General features: G+C 69.0%; 16 protein-coding genes. 12 read left to right on the top strand and 4 right to left on the bottom strand.

Annotated features, from left to right (window positions below; translation table 11 throughout):
- Positions 1 to 294: 294 nt before the first annotated feature.
- The 9 genes from ACWFRJ_RS35360 to ACWFRJ_RS35320 all read left to right on the top strand — a co-directional run bounded on the left by ACWFRJ_RS35360 (position 295) and on the right by ACWFRJ_RS35320 (position 10,475).
- Positions 295 to 1,125: a hypothetical protein gene (locus ACWFRJ_RS35360; RefSeq protein ID WP_453540504.1), complete on the top strand. Its 831-nt coding sequence runs from the start codon at positions 295 to 297 to the stop codon at positions 1,123 to 1,125.
- Between the two features lie 199 nt (positions 1,126 to 1,324).
- The gene (locus ACWFRJ_RS35355) at positions 1,325 to 2,056 is read left to right on the top strand and encodes a YcnI family copper-binding membrane protein (protein WP_453540907.1); all 732 of its coding nucleotides are present in this window, start codon (positions 1,325 to 1,327) and stop codon (positions 2,054 to 2,056) included.
- 80 nt (positions 2,057 to 2,136) lie between these two features.
- The gene (locus ACWFRJ_RS35350) at positions 2,137 to 2,787 is read left to right on the top strand and encodes an SCO family protein (protein WP_453540502.1); all 651 of its coding nucleotides are present in this window, start codon (positions 2,137 to 2,139) and stop codon (positions 2,785 to 2,787) included.
- Positions 2,784 to 3,275, top strand: a complete 492-nt coding sequence (locus tag ACWFRJ_RS35345) for a copper chaperone PCu(A)C (protein ID WP_453540499.1) — start codon at positions 2,784 to 2,786, stop codon at positions 3,273 to 3,275. The genes ACWFRJ_RS35350 and ACWFRJ_RS35345 overlap by 4 nt, the downstream gene beginning before the upstream one ends.
- Before the next feature lie 14 nt (positions 3,276 to 3,289).
- Positions 3,290 to 5,347 (top strand): copper resistance CopC/CopD family protein, encoded by a 2,058-nt coding sequence (locus tag ACWFRJ_RS35340; protein ID WP_453540496.1) that lies wholly within the window; start codon positions 3,290 to 3,292, stop codon positions 5,345 to 5,347.
- An 11-nt stretch (positions 5,348 to 5,358) separates the two neighbouring features.
- Positions 5,359 to 6,618: an iron uptake transporter deferrochelatase/peroxidase subunit gene (efeB, locus tag ACWFRJ_RS35335; protein ID WP_453540493.1), complete on the top strand. Its 1,260-nt coding sequence runs from the start codon at positions 5,359 to 5,361 to the stop codon at positions 6,616 to 6,618.
- A 145-nt stretch (positions 6,619 to 6,763) separates the two neighbouring features.
- Positions 6,764 to 7,699: a prephenate dehydratase gene (gene pheA, locus ACWFRJ_RS35330; protein ID WP_453540490.1), complete on the top strand. Its 936-nt coding sequence runs from the start codon at positions 6,764 to 6,766 to the stop codon at positions 7,697 to 7,699.
- A 628-nt stretch (positions 7,700 to 8,327) separates the two neighbouring features.
- A complete protein-coding gene (gene serS, locus ACWFRJ_RS35325) occupies positions 8,328 to 9,611 on the top strand; it encodes a serine--tRNA ligase (protein ID WP_453540487.1) in 1,284 nt (427 codons plus the stop codon).
- Between the two features lie 24 nt (positions 9,612 to 9,635).
- Positions 9,636 to 10,475, top strand: coding sequence for an HAD family hydrolase (locus tag ACWFRJ_RS35320; RefSeq protein WP_453540484.1), 840 nt, complete (start codon positions 9,636 to 9,638; stop codon positions 10,473 to 10,475).
- Positions 10,476 to 10,811: 336 nt separating this feature from the next.
- Here ACWFRJ_RS35320 and ACWFRJ_RS35315 read toward each other — a convergent pair whose 3' ends face one another.
- Genes ACWFRJ_RS35315 through ACWFRJ_RS35300 form a run of 4 tightly spaced genes read right to left on the bottom strand, consistent with a single transcriptional unit; the run spans position 10,812 to position 14,356 of the window.
- Positions 10,812 to 11,531, bottom strand: a complete 720-nt coding sequence (locus tag ACWFRJ_RS35315; protein ID WP_453540481.1) for an ABC transporter permease — start codon at positions 11,529 to 11,531, stop codon at positions 10,812 to 10,814.
- A gap of 11 nt (positions 11,532 to 11,542) precedes the next feature.
- Positions 11,543 to 12,454: an ABC transporter ATP-binding protein gene (locus tag ACWFRJ_RS35310; RefSeq protein WP_453540478.1), complete on the bottom strand. Its 912-nt coding sequence runs from the start codon at positions 12,452 to 12,454 to the stop codon at positions 11,543 to 11,545.
- Positions 12,451 to 13,356, bottom strand: a complete 906-nt coding sequence (locus ACWFRJ_RS35305; RefSeq protein WP_453540475.1) for an ABC transporter permease — start codon at positions 13,354 to 13,356, stop codon at positions 12,451 to 12,453. Before ACWFRJ_RS35305 ends, ACWFRJ_RS35310 begins: the two co-directional genes overlap by 4 nt.
- Positions 13,346 to 14,356, bottom strand: coding sequence for an ABC transporter ATP-binding protein (locus ACWFRJ_RS35300; RefSeq protein WP_453540904.1), 1,011 nt, complete (start codon positions 14,354 to 14,356; stop codon positions 13,346 to 13,348). The genes ACWFRJ_RS35305 and ACWFRJ_RS35300 overlap by 11 nt, the downstream gene beginning before the upstream one ends.
- Before the next feature lie 253 nt (positions 14,357 to 14,609).
- On the opposite strand from ACWFRJ_RS35300, the gene ACWFRJ_RS35295 reads away from it, so the two are divergent.
- From ACWFRJ_RS35295 to ACWFRJ_RS35285, 3 genes are read left to right on the top strand one after another with little or no spacing between them, the layout of a single operon-like run.
- The gene (locus tag ACWFRJ_RS35295; protein WP_453540472.1) at positions 14,610 to 15,461 is read left to right on the top strand and encodes a M24 family metallopeptidase; all 852 of its coding nucleotides are present in this window, start codon (positions 14,610 to 14,612) and stop codon (positions 15,459 to 15,461) included.
- The gene (locus ACWFRJ_RS35290; protein WP_453540469.1) at positions 15,458 to 17,239 is read left to right on the top strand and encodes an SDR family oxidoreductase; all 1,782 of its coding nucleotides are present in this window, start codon (positions 15,458 to 15,460) and stop codon (positions 17,237 to 17,239) included. Before ACWFRJ_RS35295 ends, ACWFRJ_RS35290 begins: the two co-directional genes overlap by 4 nt.
- Positions 17,236 to 18,168, top strand: a complete 933-nt coding sequence (locus ACWFRJ_RS35285; RefSeq protein ID WP_453540466.1) for a metal-dependent hydrolase — start codon at positions 17,236 to 17,238, stop codon at positions 18,166 to 18,168. Before ACWFRJ_RS35290 ends, ACWFRJ_RS35285 begins: the two co-directional genes overlap by 4 nt.
- Positions 18,169 to 18,220 lie beyond the last annotated feature (52 nt).

The raw sequence follows: 18,220 nt of genomic DNA, 5'->3' as shown, positions 1-18,220 counted from the left end.
GCCGCGGCTCGACATACCGATACGTATTGCCGCAAGCGCCTGTGTATAAGCGCGCAGTTGACGTGATGCCGCCCATACGGCGGACGCGCGGGTGGCTCGGGACGGTGTAGACACGTCCCCCACAAGGCACTTCGGACCCCCGAAGAGAAACCCGCAAAGACACCCGTTCGGTTCCGATGCGTATCGATCTGCACTATCGGCATTATCGGCATGCATCGGCGCGTATCTGCACGCATGGGAGCTTGCGGACCTGCCGTATGCGACGGGTAAGCCCAGTGCAATGATGTTCCGGCCATGACTGCCCCCCACCAGCGCGAGGTGCGCGCCGGATTCGATCTCCGGCTGCTGAGAGCCGCGGTGTTCGCCGTGCTCTGCGTCGTGCTGTCCGCCGGGGGCCATGTGCTCGCTTCCTGCGCCGCAGTCCCACTGTGGACGCTCGGCGTCGGCTTCATCGCCGTCCTCGCCGTCGCGGCACCGCTCGCCGGGCGCGAGCGCTCGCTGCCGGGCATCGCCGCCCTGCTCGCCGCCGGTCAGGTGGGCCTGCACGCGCTCTTCGGGGCCGGCCAGCACGGCGGCTCCACGGTGGCGACCACCGACACCTCCCTGATGGAGCGTGCCGCGCGTCTGGTGTGCGGGGCGGGCGCGGCCAACCTCAGCCCCGCCCAGGCACACCGGATCCTGACGACGTCGGGCATGGAGCCGGGCGGCGGGGCCACGGGCCACGCCATGCACCAGCACAGCGCCCCGGCCGCGGCCACGGCGGCGGACACCGCGATGGACTCGATGTCGCTGCTCCCGTCGCTCCCGATGCTCCTGGGGCACGTTCTCGCCGCCGTCGCCGCGGGGTGGCTGTTGCGCCGCGGCGACATCGCGCTCCTTCGCATAGTGCGGCTCTCGGCCCACGGGGCGTACGGAGTCGCCGAAGGGGCGCTCGTACGTTCCCTGCGCGGGGCGCTCGCACTTGTACGCGCCCTGCGAGCCGGCCTCCCCGGAGCGCCCGGCGTGGATGCCCGGACTCCGCGCGCCACCTTCCTCGTACCACCGAAGCCGCACACCACCGCGCTCCAGCACACGGTGACCAGGCGAGGCCCGCCGGCCGGCGCCGCACTCGCACTCGCCGCCTGACGCGACGCACTCCTACCGCAGCACTACGGAGAGGCGCGTCACGCCTTGCGGCGTCCACGCGCGCGTGCCGCTCGGTTCGTCGCCGCGCGCACTCTCCCCTGATCACCACCGCTGACCTCGTCAGCAGTGCTGGTCACCACCGCTGAAAGTGGAGTGTTCCGCCATGTCTGCTCTGTCTGCTCTGTCCGGCCTGTCCTCCGTGAAGGCCTCCCGCGTCTCCGTCGTCGGTGGCGTCGCCGCCACCGCCGTCCTGCTGCTCTCCGTCCCCGCCTTCGCGCACGTCAGCGTCACGGCCGAGGGCGAGGCCGCCAAGGGCGGCTACGCCACGGTCAACTTCAAGGTGCCGAACGAGATGGACGACGCCGCGACCAACAAGCTCGAGGTGTCCTTCCCCGAGGACCACCCGCTCGCCTCCGTCCAGACGGAGGCCATCCCCGGATGGACCGTGAAGGTCACCAAGGCGAAGCTCGACAAGCCCCTCGAGATGCACGGCGAGAAGATCGACGAGGCCGTCTCCAAGGTCACCTGGACCGCCGACGGCAAGGGCGTCCAGCCGGGCTCCTTCCAGAAGTTCCCGCTGTCCATCGGCGCGCTCCCCGAGGACGCCGACGAGCTCGTCTTCAAGGCCGTCCAGACGTACGACAACAAGGACGTCGTCCGCTGGATCGAGCCGCAGAAGAAGGGCCAGGAGGAGCCGGAGCACCCGGCTCCGGCCCTCGCGCTCACCGCCGCCTCCGAGGACGGCCACGGCGCCGCCGCCTCGCACGACGACGCCAAGGAAGACGCGAAGTCGGGCGACAAGAGCGAGTCCGCCGCCTCCTCCGACAGCAGCGACTCCACCGCCCGCGTCCTCGGCGTCGTCGGCATCGTCGTCGGCGCCGCCGGCGTGGCGTTCGGCGTGCTCGCCGGACGTCGGCGCACCAACAGCTGAGCCACCCCTTCGGGCCGCACCGGGGGCGTTTCGCCTGCCCCCGGTGCGCCCGGGCCCCCTCACATCTGGGACATTTTCGTATGCGCAAGAAGAAGCTGCTCGCCGCCGCCATGCTGGCCGCGGCCACCCTCACCCTGTCCGCCTGCGGCAGCGGTGACGACAGCAAGAAGCCCGTCGCGGACGTCTCCGTCGAGTCCAACGGCGACAAGGCCGCGACCATCCTCGACAAGCCCTTCGAGAAGCCGGACCTCGTCCTCAAGGACACGCACGGCAAGAAGTACGACCTGCGCGAGCAGACCAAGGGCAAGCCGACGCTCATCTACTTCGGCTACACCAACTGCCCGGACGTCTGCCCCTTGACGATGAGCAACATCGCCGTCGCCAAGAAGCAGCTGCCCAAGGCCGAACAGGACAAGCTCCAGGTCGTCTTCGTCACCACCGACCCCGAGCGCGACACCCCTGCCGCCCTCGGCAAGTGGCTCAAGGCCCAGGACACCGACTTCATCGGTCTCACCGGTGACTTCGAGACCATCCAGGGCAGCGCCCGCACCCTCGGCATCAGCATCGAGCCCTCCAAGAAGGAGAAGGGCAAGGTCGTCTCGATGCACGGCACGCAGGTCATCGCGTTCTCGCCGAAGACCGACGCCGGGTACGTCCTGTACGGCGAGGACACCACCGTGGACGACTACACCAAGGACCTCCCCAAGATCGTCAAGGGAGCGACTCCGTGAACCGCCGCACACTCATCAGCGGGGCCGTGGCGCTGACGGCGGGGCTCGCCCTCGCGGGCTGCTCGGACTCGTCCGGTGACAAGGACGGCGCCAAGGCGTCGGACAAGCCCGAGCTCAAGGTCGCCGGTGCCTTCATGCCCGAGCCCGCCATGGACGACATGGCCTCCGGGTTCTTCACCGTCACGAACAAGGGCGGCGCGGACAAGCTCACCTCGGTCACCAGCTCCATCGCCGAGAAGGTCACGCTGCACAGCACCAAGAACAACGCGATGAAGGAGCAGAAGTCGTTCGACGTACCCGCGAACGGCGAGCTCGACTTCGCGCGGGGCGGCAACCACCTCATGTTCGAGGAGCTCAAGCACAAGCCGAAGCAGGGCGACAAGGTCACGGTGACGCTGCGCTTCGAGAAGTCGGACCCGATCGAGATCGAGGTTCCGGTGAAGGCCGCCACGTACAACCCCAAGCCCGGCAAGCACGCGTCGCACTGAGGGACTGATCGCTGATGCAGACCATCGCTCCCCGCTGTGGAGCCCGCGCAGGGGCCACCAGAGCCCGCTCAGGGGCTGCCAGAGCGCGCTCCGGGGCCGCAGCGCGCTTCGGGATACCCCCCGGCGTCGCACGGCTCCTGCTCGTCGTCGCCGTCTTCCTCGGCGCGCTGTTCGCCGCTGCGGCCCCCGTCTCCGCCCATGCGGCGCTGACGGGAAGCGACCCCAAGCAGGGAGCGGTGGTCGACAAGGCGCCCGCCAGTGTGTCGCTGACCTTCTCCGAGAAGGTCGCCATGTCCGACGGTTCCGTACGGGTGCTCGACCCGGCCGGCAAGCGCGTCGACACCGGCAAGACCAGTGACCTCGGGTCCAACACCTACGGCGTGAAGCTGCACAAGGGGCTGCCCGACGGCACCTTCACCGTCGCCTACCAAGTCGTCTCCGCCGACAGCCACCCCATCTCCGGGGCCTTCACCTTCTCCGTGGGCGCGCCGTCCGACACCAAGGTCGCGCTGCCGGAACAGGAAGTGGGCGGCGGGTTCGTCGGCGGTCTCTACGGCTTCGCGCGCTACCTCTCGTACGCCGGGTTCATCCTCGTCGTCGGCGGGGCGGCCTTCGTGCTCGGCTGCTGGCCGCGCGGCGCGGGTGTGCGGCCCGTGCAGCGCCTCGTGGTGTCCGGCTGGATCACGCTCACCGCGTCCACCCTCGTACTGCTCCTGCTGCGCGCGCCCTACACCGGCTCGGGGAAGCTCGCCGACGCCTTCGACATGGCCAAGCTCGGCGACGTACTTCAAACGAAGACGGGAGCCGCGCTGGTCTCACGGCTGCTGCTGCTCGCCGCCGCCGCGCTCTTCATCGCGGTGCTCTTCGGCGCGTACGAGAAGCGGACCGACCCCAAGGAACGCAAGGACCTCACCTTCGGGCTCGCGATCGGCGGAGGCGTCGTCGCCATAGGGCTCGGTGCGACCTGGGCCATGGCCGAGCACGCGTCGACCGGTATCCAGGCCGGACTCGCGATGCCCGTGGACATCGTGCACCTGCTCGCCGTCGCCACCTGGCTCGGCGGGCTCGCGGCGCTCGTCGTCGCCCTCTACTTCGCGCCGTCGGTGGACGGCGACGCGGTGCGGCGCTTCTCACGGGTGGCGTTCTGCAGCGTCATCGCCCTTGCCGCGACCGGGCTCTACCAGTCGTGGCGGCAGGTCGGCTCGTGGTCGGCGCTGACCGGCACGCGGTACGGACAGTTGCTCCTCCTCAAGGTCGGCCTGGTGGCCGTCCTCGTCGGCATAGCCTGGATCTCGCGGCGCTGGACGGCACGGATCGCGGAGCAGGCGGGCGATGTGGCCCCGGAGGCCGCGGCGGCGACCGTCGTCGAGAAGCGCGCGGAAAAGCATGCGGAGAAGAAGCCGGTCACGGTGCCCGCCAGGGCCACCGGCGCGGACTCCAAGGAATCCAAAGACTCCAAGGAAACCAAGGAAAGCAAGGAACCCAAGGGCGCCGAGGATTCGACGCGCTCCGCCCAACTCGCCCGCCAGCAGGCCGCCATGAGCACCGCCCGCGAGAAGCGCATCCGCGACGCCGACCCCAATCGCTCCGGCCTGCGCCGCTCCGTGCTCGCCGAGGCGTGCGTCGCCGTCGTTCTGCTCGCCGTCACCACGGTCCTCACCTCCACCGAGCCGGGGCGCACGGAGGAGGAAGCGGCGGCGTCGAAGACGACGGCAGCGGCACAGCGGTCAGGACCGCTCACCCTCAAGATCCCCTTCGACACCGGCTCCTCCGACGGCAAGGGCACCTTGCAACTCGACCTGGACCCGGGCCGCACCGGCAGCAACGAGATGCACATCTTCGTGAAGCGGCCGAACGGCAGCGCCTTCGACATCCCCGAGGTGAAGGTCTCCTTCACCCTCAAGTCGAAGGACCTCGGCCCGCTGCCCGTCGCTCCCGACCACATCGCCACCGGACACTGGAGCTCGAGCGGGGTACAGATTCCGATGGCGGGCGACTGGAAGATCGCGGTGACCGTGCGCACCTCCGACATCGACCAAGTGACCGTGAACAAGAACGTGCAGATCGGCTGAACGGAACCACCATGGCGGACAACGGGATTTCGAGGCGGCGGCTGATCGGCACCGCCGGCGCCACCGGTCTCGCGCTCGGCGCGGCGGGCGGTGCGGCCGGGTACGCCGCGGCGCCCTCGGACACCTCGGCCTCGTCCTCGTCCTCGTCGGGTGCGGCGTCGTTGACGTCCCTCGGCGCGGACGAGGTCATGTTTCACGGGAAACATCAGCCGGGCATCACCACGCCCGTCCAGTCCCGCGGCCACCTGGTCGCCTTCGACCTGGTGGCGGGCACGGGCCGCAAGGAGGCGGCTGCCCTGCTGCGCCGCTGGTCGGCGACTGCCGAGCGGCTGATGGCGGGCAAGGCCACGACGGGCGAGGACACGGATGTCGCCCGGGACGCGGGGCCGTCGTCGTTGAGCGTCACCTTCGGCTTCGGGCACAGCTTCTTCGGGCGCACCGGCCTGGAGAAGCAGCGCCCGTCCGCGCTCGACCCGCTGCCCGACTTCTCCTCCGACCACCTCGACAAGGCGCGCAGCGACGGCGACCTGTGGGTGCAGATCGGCGCGAACGACCCGCTCGTCGCCTTCCACGCGCTGCGCGCGATCCAGCAGGAGGCAGGGGACGCGGCGCGGGTGCGCTGGCAGATGAACGGGTTCAACCGCTCGCCCGGCGCGACCGCGCAGCCGATGACGACGCGCAACCTCATGGGCCAGATCGACGGCTCGAACAACCCGAAGCCGTCGGAGGACGACTTCGACCGACGGATCTACGTGCCTGCCGCGGGCGCCTCCCGGGACCCGTCGTGGATGGCGGGGGGCTCGTACGTCGTCGTACGTCGCATCCGGATGCTCCTCGACGACTGGGAGAAGCTCGGCACCAAGGACCAGGAGGCGGTCATCGGGCGCCACAAGTCGGACGGCTCACCGCTGACCGGCGGTACGGAGACCACCGAGCCGAAGCTGGAGAAGGCGGGCGCGGACGGCAAGTACGTCATCGCCCTCAACGCCCACGCCCGCATCACCCGGCCCGACCAGAACGGCGGCTCCGCGATGCTGCGCCGCCCGTTCTCGTACCACGACGGCTTCGACAAGGGCGGGGAGCCGGACGCCGGGCTGCTCTTCGTGTGCTGGCAGGCCGACCCGCTCCGCGGCTTCGTACCGGTGCAGCGCAAGCTCGACCGGGGGGACGCCCTTTCGGAGTTCATCCGGCACGAGGCGAGCGGCCTCTTCGCGGTGCCGGGCGGGGCGGCGAAGGGCGAGTACGTGGGGCAGCGGTTGCTGGAGGGGTGAGCCGTGGAGGGGTGGGCTGTGGAGGGGTGAGCCTCACTCCTTGCCCGTGTGCCCGTGTGCACGTGTGCCCGTGTGCACGTGAGGGGCGGGTGCCGCTTCGTGAGACGCGTGAGCCATGCCACGTACAGGCCATTAGGGTGACGGTATGTCGGCGATGCGCTACACCTATCTCGGCCCCGAGGGCACCTTCACCGAAGCCGCCCTCCGTACGCTCCCGGAAGCGGCCACCAGGGAGCTCGTCCCGATGGTGTCCGTGCCGGCCGCCCTCGACGCGGTCCGGAGCGGCGACGCGGCGGCGGCGCTCGTACCGATCGAGAACTCGGTCGAGGGCGGTGTCACGACCACCGTCGACGAACTCGCCAAGGGCGAGCCCCTGATGATCTACCGCGAGGTCGTCCTGCCGATCGCCTTCGCGCTGCTCGTGCGGCCCGGCACGCAGCTCAAGGACATCAAGACGGTGACCGGCCACCCCGTGGCCCAGCCCCAGGTCCGCAACTGGCTCGCCGCGAACCTCCCGGACGCCCTGTGGGAGTCGGCGGCATCGAACGCGGACGGCGCGCGCCTGGTCCAGGAGGGACGCTTCGACGCGGCCTTCGCGGGCGAGTTCGCAGCGGCGACGTACGGTCTTCAGCCGCTGGTCAGCGACATTCACGACGCGGCAACCGCCGAGACCCGCTTCGTCCTGGTCGGCCGCCCGGCCCGCCCCGCGGCGCCGACCGGCGCGGACAAGACGTCGGTGGTCATCTGGCTCGGCGACGACCACCCGGGCGCCCTGCTCGAACTGCTCCAGGAGTTCGCCGTACGCGGGGTCAACCTGATGCGGATCGAATCGCGGCCCACCGGCCAGCGCATCGGTAATTACTGCTTCTCCGTGGACGCCGAAGGACACATCACGGACCGCCGCGTGGGCGAGGCGCTGATGGGCCTCAAGCGGATCTGCCCGCAGGTGCGCTTCCTCGGGTCGTACCCGCGTGCGGGAGTGGCGCCCGGCGACCTGCCGCCGCTGCGGCCCGGGACGACCGACGGCGAGTTCCTTGCGGCGTCGGACTGGCTGACGCAGTGCCAGGACGGCCGGTTCTGAGCGGTCCTCAGCGGTCCTCAGCGCTCCCTGAGCGGTTTCTGAGCGGTCTTACCTGCTGATTTACGTTGTCCACAAAGTTATCCACAGGCCCCCTTCTCGACCTGGGGACAAGTCGACAACGAAGCATGACATGGTCGACAAATCGGCCTACAACCCACAAGTCCGTCCACAGTCGCGCACGTCACCCCTCGTCCACTCTTTTCCATTGATCAACTCTTTGGAGCGAACCATTTCCACTCGAAAGTGGGTGTGAGGGTGGTTTGGGACGGGAATCCTTCGTCGCGCATGCGGCTTTCGGAACGATCCCTTCCGGCATCCACAGATCTTTCGCACAGCCTGTGGATAACTTTTCGGCAGGGGATATTCCTGTGGACAACCGGCGCGCCAAGTCCCGTTCCGCGCAAGGGGATCGGGTCAAGGGGACAAGGCCACTCTGCCCCATATCGGGGAATGACACCTTTTCCGTTGACCTGGAACCGACCCTCGACCCGGCCCCTGAACAGACCCCTGAATCGACCGGAACACATCGAGCCGCTTTCCGGAATTCCCATTCCGGCAAATAGGGCATAACGCCACAGTGTGGAATATCGAGTCGAGAGCCGGAACTGCTCGACGGTAGCCTGGTGGGGTGATTGACCTTCGCCTGCTCCGTGAGGACCCCGACCGTGTTCGCGCCTCCCAGCGCGCCCGTGGAGAGGACGTCGCGCTCGTCGACGCCCTGCTCTCCGCCGACGAGCGGCGCAGGTCCTCCGGGCTCCGCTTCGACGAGCTCCGTTCCGAGCAGAAGGCGCTCGGCAAGCTCATCCCCAAGGCCTCGGGTGACGAGAAGGCCGAGCTCCTGAAGAAGGCCGGCGAGCTCTCCACCGCCGTCAAGGCGGCCAACGCCGCACAGGACGAGGCGGACGAGGAGACCAAGCGCCTCCTGGGGCAGCTGGGCAACCTCGTCCACCCGGACGTCCCGGTCGGCGGCGAAGAGGACTTCGTCGTCCTCGACACGATCGGTACCCCGCGCGACTTCGCGGCCGAGGGCTTCGAGCCCAAGGACCACCTGGAGCTCGGCGAAATGCTCGGCGCCATCGACGTCGAGCGCGGCGCGAAGGTCTCAGGCTCGCGCTTCTACTACCTGACCGGTGTGGGCGCGCTGCTCGAGCTGGCCCTGGTCAACGCGGCCATCGCGCAGGCGACGGAGGCCGGGTTCATCCCGATGCTGACGCCCGCCCTGGTCCGCCCGCGCGCCATGGAGGGCACGGGCTTCCTCGGCCAGGCCGCCGAGAACGTCTACCACCTGGAGAAGGACGACTACTACCTGGTCGGCACCTCCGAGGTAGCGCTCGCCGGTTACCACATGGACGAGATCATCGACGCCGACAAGCTGCCCCTGCGGTACGCGGGCTTCTCGCCCTGCTTCCGCCGTGAGGCCGGCACGTACGGCAAGGACACCCGCGGCATCTTCCGCGTGCACCAGTTCGACAAGGTCGAGATGTTCTCGTACGTCGACCCGGCGGACGCCGAGAACGAGCACCAGCGCCTCCTGGAGTGGGAGAAGCAGTGGCTGACCGGCCTCGGCCTGCCGTTCCAGGTGATCGACGTGGCCACGGGTGACCTGGGCTCGTCGGCGTCGCGGAAGTTCGACTGCGAGGCGTGGATCCCGACGCAGGGCAAGTACCGCGAGCTGACCTCCGCGTCGAACTGCGACAGCTTCCAGTCCCGCCGTCTGTCGATCCGGATGCGCGACGAGAGCGACGGCAAGAAGGTGACGCAGCCGCTCGCGACGCTGAACGGCACGCTCTGCGCCGTCCCGCGCACGATCGTCGCCCTTCTGGAGAATCACCAGCAGGCCGACGGCTCCGTATGGGTGCCCGAGGTACTGCGTCCGTACCTGGGGGGACGAGCCACTCTTGAACCAAAATAGATGCAGTCTGGAGCCCATCAACAAGTGAGTCACCCTGCTCCTGCCACGCAGTCCTCTTCCACGCCGCCCTTCCCGTACAAGCTCGTCGCGACCGACCTCGACGGAACGCTCCTGCGCTCCGACGACACGGTCTCGGCGCGCACGCGCGACGCGCTCACCGCGGCCACCGCGGCGGGCGCCGCGCACATCGTCGTCACCGGCCGTGCCGTTCCCTGGACCCGGCACATCCTCGACGACCTGGGCTATGACGGCCTTGCGGTGTGCGGGCAGGGTGCGCAGGTCTACCACGCGGGCGAGCACCGGCTCCTCACGTCGGTCACGCTCGACCGGCAGCTGGCCGGTATCGCCCTCGCCAAGATAGAGGCGGAGATCGGCCCGCTGGCGCTCGCCGCGAGCCGTGACGGCCTCGACGGCGAGGTGATCGTCGGTCCCGGGTACCTGGTGCAGGAGGGCCCGCTGCCCGTCGTCCCGTTCACGGATGTCGCCGAGCTGTGGTCCGCTCCGCTGAACAAGGTGTACGTCCAGCACCCGGGCCTGAGCGACGACGCCCTTGCGGCGGTGGCCCGTGAGGTGGCGGGTGGTCTGGTCGGCGTGACGATGGCCGGCGAGGGCGTCGTCGAACTGCTCCCCCTCGGCCTCTCCAAGGCGACGGGCCTGTCCCTCGCGGCCCGCCGCCTGGGCGCGAAGGCCGCGGACACGATCGCCTTCGGGGACATGCCAAACGACATCCCGATGTTCGGCTGGGCGGCATACGGCGTGGCGATGGCCAACGCCCACGAGGAACTCAAGACGGTGGCTGACGAGGTGACGGCGTCGAACGAGGACGACGGCATCGCGACGGTGCTCGAGCGGTTCCTGGCCTGAGGGCCCAGGGCGGTACTGAGGGTGTAGCCAACGCACTGAGCCGGGCACCGAGAGATTCGGTGCCCGGCTCAGTGCGACGTTGGGTGGGCGACCCGCGCAGTGAAGTGCGCGCTCGAAGCGGCCGCCCCGGGCAACTCCCCCGTGGGCGGGGCTCTACGGAGTGAGTAACTACTCCGAGGCCTGCCGCGGGCTGCCCTGCTGGGAACTCGACGGACTACTGATGGACACGTCGGCTCCTCTCCCAGTAAGCGGGCGCCAGGGTGATGGCGCGGTGACAACGACTACTGTGCCCGCGCCCCCACATCGCCCGCCACTGAATTAACGGCTCCTCAGTGGCTACTCCTCCCCGGCCAGCTTCAGCGACCGGAGCTTCTGCCCGGCGTACCACGTGGCGAGGACCGTGACGCCGACAAGGAGCACCGTGGCGACCGGCAGTCCGACGTCCGAGGTGACCAGGTCGCCGCCCGCGGTCTTCTGGGCGACGGCGAGCGACCACTGCTGGACGCTGAGCGTGCGCGCCCCGGAGACGAGGGACCCGAAGAGGGCCTCCCACACGAGTGCGTAGACGAGTCCGAAGACCACCGCGTGCCGGGTGATGGTGCCGAAGAGCAGGAAGATCGCGGCGTACGCGATGGAGGCGACCAGGGCGGCGATGGTGTACGCCACGGCGATCTGCTGGCCGTTCCCGTTCAGGATCATGCCCGCGATGAAGGTCGGGATCGCGGAGAAGGCCATGGTCACGGCGATGGCCACGGTGAGCTTGGTGACGATGATCGTGGGCCGCTTGACCGGCTTGGAGAGGAGGTAGACGACGGAGCCGTCGTCGATCTCCGGGCCGATGGCTCCGGTGCCCGCGATGACGCCGATGATCGGCACCATCGTGGCGAGCGCGAAGCCGCCGAGGAGGTCGGAGGCGACCTGGTCGTCGGCGCCGCTGAATCCGCGGACCGCGGCGGAGATGGCGATCAGCAGGACGGGCAGGGCGAAGAGGATCAGAGCCCGGCGGCGGCCGAGCAGGGCCCGGTAGGTGAGCCGGGCGACAGTGGGGTCGTACACGATGGCTCCCTTCAGGCCGCGACGAGATAGGAGAAGACCGACTCGAGGGACTCGTCCGATGGCGAGACCGTGAGGAGCCGGATGTCGTGATCGCGGGCGATGCGTGGCAACAGGGCGGTGAAGCGCCCGAAGTCGATGGCTTGGATGCGCAGGGCGCCTTCCTTGAGGTCGACTTCGATTCCTGCCGTCGACGGGTCTGCGATCAGGGCGGCGGCCAGGGCGCGGTCGTCGCTGGACCGCACCAGGTAGCGGTGGGGGCGGTCGGTCATCAGGCGGCGGATCTTGCGGAAGTCACCGCTCGCCGCGTGCCGTCCTGCCACGATCACCTCGATGTGCGAGGCCAGTTGCTCGACCTCTTCGAGGATGTGCGAGGAGAAAAGGACCGTGCGGCCCTCGTCCCCCATGCGCCGAAGCAGGTCCATCAGCTGCATGCGCTGGCGTGGGTCCATGCCGTTGAACGGCTCGTCGAGCAGGAGCACGGACGGTTCGTGGACGAGGGCGGAGGCCATCTTCACGCGCTGGCGCATGCCCTTGCTGTACGTCGAGATCTTGCGGTCCTGCGCGTACTCCATCTCGACCGTGGCGAGTGCCTTGTGGGCGGCCCGCTCGTCCAGGCCGTGCAACTCGGCGTTGGCGACGACGAATTCGCGTCCGGTGAGGAAGTCGTACATCGCCTCGCGCTCGGGGACGATGCCGATGTCCTTGTAGATCTTCTCGTTGCGCCAGATCGGCTTGGCGTCGAGGGTGACGCTCCCGGTGGAGGGGGCGAGGAAGCCGCCCATCATGTTGATGAGGGTGGACTTGCCCGCGCCGTTCGGGCCGAGGAGGCCGGTGACACCGGGGCCGACGTTCATCGTGATGTCGTTGACCGCCACCACGTTGCCGAACCAGCGCGATGTGTGGTCGATGTTGATGGTGGTCACAGCCCGACCTTTCGGTAGCGGCGCATCAGCGCGCCGTAGCAGCCCGCGATGAGGGCGAGGACGACGATCACGTAGACCACGCCCGTGCCGGACGAGGGGCCTTCCCCTCCGGGGAAGGCGGACGTCGCGCCGAGGAAGGCGGTCTGTACGCCGTCGATGAGCGTGATCGGCGAGAAGAGGCCGAGCCAGGCGATGACCTCGGTGCTGCCCTGGTCGTAGGCGATGGCCTGGACCGTGGACACCGCTCCGTAGCTGATGGTCAGAACGGCGATGACGGCGGCGATCCCGAAGCCGCGGCGGGGTGTGATCGCCGAGACGATGAGGGCGATGCCGGAGAAGAGGAGCGAGAGCAGCGCCACGGATACGAGCCCCTGGCCGAAGCCCTTCGTCTGGTCCGCGAAGTCGAGCTTGGCGAGCAGCGCCCCTACGTAGAGGACGAGCAGCGGTGCGGCCGTGAGGACGAAGAGGGCCGAGGCCATCGCCGCGAACTTGGCACGTACGTAGTCGCTGTGCTCGATGGGGCGCGAGAAGTAGAGGGGGACGGTCTTGAAGCGCAGGTCGCGGGAGACCGTCTGGGGGGCCTGGGCGGCGAGATAGAGACTGATGACGGCCTGCAGCACGATCGCGTATCGGGTGTAGTCGAGGGGGAGGTCGTTCGCCTTGGTGGTCACGGCGACCGCCACCATGATCGCGGCGGGAACACACATCACCGCGAAGAGGATCATGGGCAGGACCTTGGACTTGGCCGAGCGGCCGAGTCCGTACGCCCCGCGCAGGCTCTGGGAGAAGAGCGAGCGGCGGGCGTAGGCGCGGCCCAGGCGCGGGCCGTCGTAGTTGCGATAGCCGATGTTGTGGATCTGGGTCTGTTCGCCGGCGTGTGCCGGGGGCTGCTCAACCGCCATGACGGACCGCCTCCTTCCGCGCTTCCGTCTTCCCGGTCTGTTCGGTCTGTTCTGTCCGCTCGGACTGGTCTGACTGCTCGGACTGGAAGACCTCTGCGATGTGGTGCCTTCGCTGTTCCATCCGGACCAGGCCGAGGCCGAGGTCCGCGACGAGGTCGCGGACGAGGTCGTACGTCTCTTCGCCGTCCGCTTCGAGCAGCACGGTGTGCCCGGCACCCGGCAGGCCGCTGCCCTCGTGGGTGGAGACCCCTCGCTCCTGCAGCGCCTCACGGAACGCCTTGGTGCCGTCGGGGTGTTCGTCGCTGTCCGTCACCTCGATGGCCAGCGTCGTGGTGATCTGGGTGAAGTCGGTGGTGGAGCTTGACCGCAGGAGCTTGCCGCCGTCGATGACGACGACGTGGTCGCAGGTGCGCTCCAGCTCGCCGAGCAGGTGCGAGGTGACCAGGACGGAGATGCCGAAGTCCGTGTGGACGCGGCGGATGAGGCCCAGCATCTCGTCGCGGCCCACGGGGTCGAGGCCGTTGGTCGGTTCGTCCAGGAAGACCAGGTCGGGGTCGTGGACGAGGGCCTGCGCGAGCTTGACGCGCTGCTTCATACCGGTCGAGTAGCCCCCGATGGGGCGGTAGCGCTCTTCGTAGAGACCGACGTGCCGCAGCGTGTCCGCGGTGCGTTCACGGGCCGCCGTGGGCGGCAGGCCCGACATGCGCGCCATGTGGACGACGAACTCGGTGGCCGACACATCGGGCGGCAGACAGTCGTGCTCGGGCATGTAGCCGACGCGCTCACGGATCTGGCCGCCACTGGTGGCGACGTCGAGGCCGAGCACAGCGGCGGTGCCCTCCGTGGCGGGGGACAGACCCAGCAGGATCTTGATCAGTGTGGACTTGCCGGCTCCATTGGCTCCGACGAGTCCGGTCACACCGGGCCCGATATCCATGGAGAGCCGGTCAAGCGCGGTCACCCTCGGGAACCGCTTGCTCAGGCTTTCGGTCGCGATCACAGTCACATTTCGAAGGTAGTGGCGCAGGCCACATCAGGCGTCAGACCAGGGTGCTGTCCTCGCATCACTCTCGGGTATTACGGGCCCGTAAGGGTCGTCCTGAGGTCGCCCCCTGGGGGACAACCCTCGGCTTCCCCCGGAGTCGGGTCCGGCCCGTGCACAGCTATTGACGTAGCCGCTGAGCATTGTCACATTCATCAGTGTCAAGTTACGAGCGCGTACTGCGATGGACCGGACACGGACGGACGGTGGCATGACCTCAGCAGTGGCAGGCGAACTCTCCGCGGACCTGCGGGGGTTCAGGGAAGTGCAGACCCTCGCGTATGAGTGCGCGGAGGCGGTCGCAGCGCAGCTCAAGCCGGGTGTGACCGAGCGCGAGGCGGCGCGGATGCAGCGTGAGTGGCTGCGTGAGCGGGGTGTGCGGGACTGGTTCCACCTGCCTTTCGCCTGGTTCGGGGACCGCACGGCGTTCGCGAATTTCCGGATACCGCTGCAGTTCTTCCCCACCAACCGCCGCCTCGAGCCGGGGATGCCGTTCATCCTCGACATGGCCCCGGTCCACAAGGGATACACGGCGGACATCGGCTACTCAGGCTGTCTCGGCCTCAATCCCCTGCACGACAAGCTCCTCTCCGACCTGGAGGCACACCGCGAGCTGCTCCTGCGCGAGGTGCGTGAGCGCCGCACGCTGCGCGAGATCTATGAGGACGTGGACCGGCTCATGGTCCGCCAGGGATACGCCAACCGCCATCGCGCGTATCCCTTCGGAGTCATCGCGCACAAGATCGACCGGGTCAAGGAACGCCGCAGGTCACCGCATGTATTCGGCTTCGGCACCCAGTCCCTGAAGGGCCTGGCGAGCGACGCGATCCATGGCCACCGGGACGGCTGGTCCCCGCTGTGGTCACCGTACAAATTCTCCGACCACCCGCCCCAGCCGGGGCTGTGGGCGGTCGAACCGCACCTCGGATTCAGAGGTACGGGCGCGAAGTTCGAGGAGATCCTGGTCGTCACCGACTCCAAGGACCCCGAGCAGAGCGCGTTCTGGCTGGATGACGATCTGCCGCATGTGCGGCGCTGGGCTGAGGAGAGGGCCGCCGCATGACCGCGGAAGGAATCACCAAGGGAATCAAGGACGCCCGCGAGCGCTGGGTGCGCACGGGCGGAGTGGAGCTGTGCGTCGCCGAGCTCGGCGACCCGGCGCAGCCCACGGTGCTGCTCGTACACGGCTATCCGGACTCCAAAGAGGTCTGGTCGGACGTCGCCGAGCGCCTCGCCGACCGCTTCCATGTCGTGCTCTACGACGTGCGCGGCCACGGCAGGTCGACGGCTCCGCAGCCGCTGCGCGGCGGCTTCACGCTGGAGAAGCTGACGGATGACTTCGTGGCCGTCGCCGACGCGGTGAGCCCGGACAAGCCGGTGCATCTGGTCGGCCACGACTGGGGCTCGGTGCAGGCCTGGGAGTTCGTCACGGTCAAACGCACCGAGGGGCGCATCGCGTCCTTCACCTCGATGTCGGGGCCCTCGCTCGACCACTTCGGGCACTGGATCAAGAAGCGGATGACCCGGCCCACCCCGCGCAAGGTCGGCCAGCTCCTGGGCCAGGGCGTCAAGTCCTGGTACGTGTACATGCTGCACACGCCGGTGCTCCCCGAGCTCGCCTGGCGCGGACCGCTCGGCAAGCAGTGGCCGAAGATCCTCCAGCGCATGGAGAAGGTGCCGGCGGGCGACTACCCGACATCGTCGCTGCCGTCGGACGCCGCGCACGGAGCCTGGCTCTACCGCGACAACGTCCGCGCGCGCATGCGCAGGCCCCGCGCCGACGCCTTCGCGCACGCGCCCGTGCAGCTCATCACGCCGTCCGGCGACATCTTCCTGTCGGAACGCCTCTATGACGAGCTGGAACTGTGGGCTCCGGAACTGGTACGCCGCAGCATCCCCGCCAAGCACTGGGTGCCCCGCACCCGGCCGGACCAACTGGCCGCATGGATCACCGACTTCGTCACCTCGAACGAGGACGGTGTGCCCGCGAAGAACAGTGTGGCCACGGGCAAGCACGCGGATCGCTTCGGCGGCCAGCTGGTCCTGGTCACGGGGGCGGGCAGCGGCATCGGCCGGGCCACCGCCTTCGCGTTCGCCGAGGCGGGCGCACGCGTCGTGGCCGTCGACCGGGACGCGGAGAGCGCGGCGCGCACGGCGGAGATGTCCCGCCTGGTCGGCGCCCCCGAGGCCTGGGGCGAGACGGTCGACGTCACCGACGAGCAGGCCATGGAGAAGCTCGCCGAGAAGGTCGCCAGGGAGTACGGCATCGTGGACGTCCTGGTGAACAACGCGGGGATAGGCCTCTCCGGCTCCTTCCTCGACACGAGCACCGAGGACTGGAAGAAGGTCCTCGACGTCAATCTGTGGGGCGTGATCCACGGCTGCCGGCTCTTCGGCAAACAGATGGCCGAGCGCGGCCAGGGCGGTCACATCGTCAACACCGCGTCGGCGGCGGCGTATCAGCCGTCGAAGGCTCTGCCCGCCTACAGCACCTCCAAGGCGGCGGTCCTGATGCTCAGCGAGTGCCTGCGCGCGGAGCTCGCGGGCCAGGGCATCGGGGTCTCCGCGATATGCCCGGGCTTCGTGAACACGAACATCACGGCGACCACGCACTTCGCCGGCGTCGACGCCGAGGAGGAGAAGCGCCGGCAGAAGAAGACCTCGCGCCTGTACGGCCTGCGGAACTACCCGCCGGAGAAGGTCGCCGACGCGATCCTGCGCGCGGTCGTCAAGAACCAGGCCGTCGTCCCGGTGACGCCGGAGGCCCGTGGCGCCCACCTCATGTCCCGCTTCACGCCCAAGGCCCTGCGTGCGATCGCCCGATTGGAGCCGCCGCTGTGAGCGCGGAGAGAAGCACCGAGACGAACGCCGAGGAGCACTACACGATCGTTCCGCGCCGGGTCTCGTTCGACTGGGAACGGACCCCGCTGCACTGGATCCCGGACGAGCCCACCGCAACCCACGTCATCAACGTGCTGCATCTGCTTCTCCCGGCGGGGGAGCGGTGGTTCGTGAAGGTCTTCAAGGAAGGCCTGCCCCTGGTCACCGACCCGGTGCTGCTCAAGGACGTCAAAGGGTTCATGGGCCAGGAAGCCACGCACAGCGTGCAGCACGCGCATGTGCTCGACCACTTGGCGGCGCAGCGGCTCGACACCGCCGCGTTCACGAAGTACGTCGACTTCCTCTTCGAGAAACTCCTCGGTGAGGAGCCGCCGTTGGGGGCGCCGATACCGACGCAGGAGTGGCTGCGCTTCCGTCTCGCGGTCGTCGCGGCGATCGAGCAGTTCACGGCGGTCCTGGGGAACTGGGTGCTGCACGCCGAGGGCCTGGACCACGCGGACGCCGACGCGGTCATGCTCGACCTGCTGCGCTGGCACGGCGCGGAAGAGGTCGAACACCGCTCCGTCGCCTTCGACATGTACCAGCACTGCGGCGGCGACGGCCTGCCCCGCCATGCCCGTCGCATCGCGGGCATGACGGTCACGGCCCCCGTGATGCTGTACCTGTGGATCTGGGGCACCGCCTATCTGATGCGCCGGGATCCGCAGCTCGCTGGGCGCCTTCGCTACTCCCTGGCCGAGCACAACAAGGCGGTCAGGAAGGGTTTGCTGCCCACGTGGCGGGAGCTCGGTACGGCCATACCCCGTTATCTGCGGCGGTCGTACCATCCCTCGCAGGAAGGCTCGCTGCGCAAGGCCGTCGAATATCTGGCGGAGTCACCCGCGGCACGGGCCGCGGCCGCTGCGGTCGGCCGAGCGGCCATCGCCTAGCACGAGGTTCTACGGAGGCGGGAGCGTGGACGAGCAGTCGGGCGCGGGGCTG

Source organism: Streptomyces sp. NPDC055239 (assembly GCF_053606205.1).
The sequence above is the reverse complement of the archived record's forward strand: the minus strand, read 5'-3'. Positions and strand labels throughout refer to the sequence as shown.

Coding starts and splice junctions, on each gene's coding strand:
- ACWFRJ_RS35360 (WP_453540504.1), top strand. CDS start 295: ATGACTGCCCCCCACCAGCGCGAGGTGCGCGCCGGATTCGATCTCCGG.
- ACWFRJ_RS35350 (WP_453540502.1), top strand. CDS start 2,137: ATGCGCAAGAAGAAGCTGCTCGCCGCCGCCATGCTGGCCGCGGCCACC.
- ACWFRJ_RS35340 (WP_453540496.1), top strand. CDS start 3,290: ATGCAGACCATCGCTCCCCGCTGTGGAGCCCGCGCAGGGGCCACCAGA.
- efeB (WP_453540493.1), top strand. CDS start 5,359: ATGGCGGACAACGGGATTTCGAGGCGGCGGCTGATCGGCACCGCCGGC.
- pheA (WP_453540490.1), top strand. CDS start 6,764: ATGTCGGCGATGCGCTACACCTATCTCGGCCCCGAGGGCACCTTCACC.
- ACWFRJ_RS35305 (WP_453540475.1), bottom strand. CDS start 13,356: ATGGCGGTTGAGCAGCCCCCGGCACACGCCGGCGAACAGACCCAGATC.
- ACWFRJ_RS35295 (WP_453540472.1), top strand. CDS start 14,610: ATGACCTCAGCAGTGGCAGGCGAACTCTCCGCGGACCTGCGGGGGTTC.
- ACWFRJ_RS35290 (WP_453540469.1), top strand. CDS start 15,458: ATGACCGCGGAAGGAATCACCAAGGGAATCAAGGACGCCCGCGAGCGC.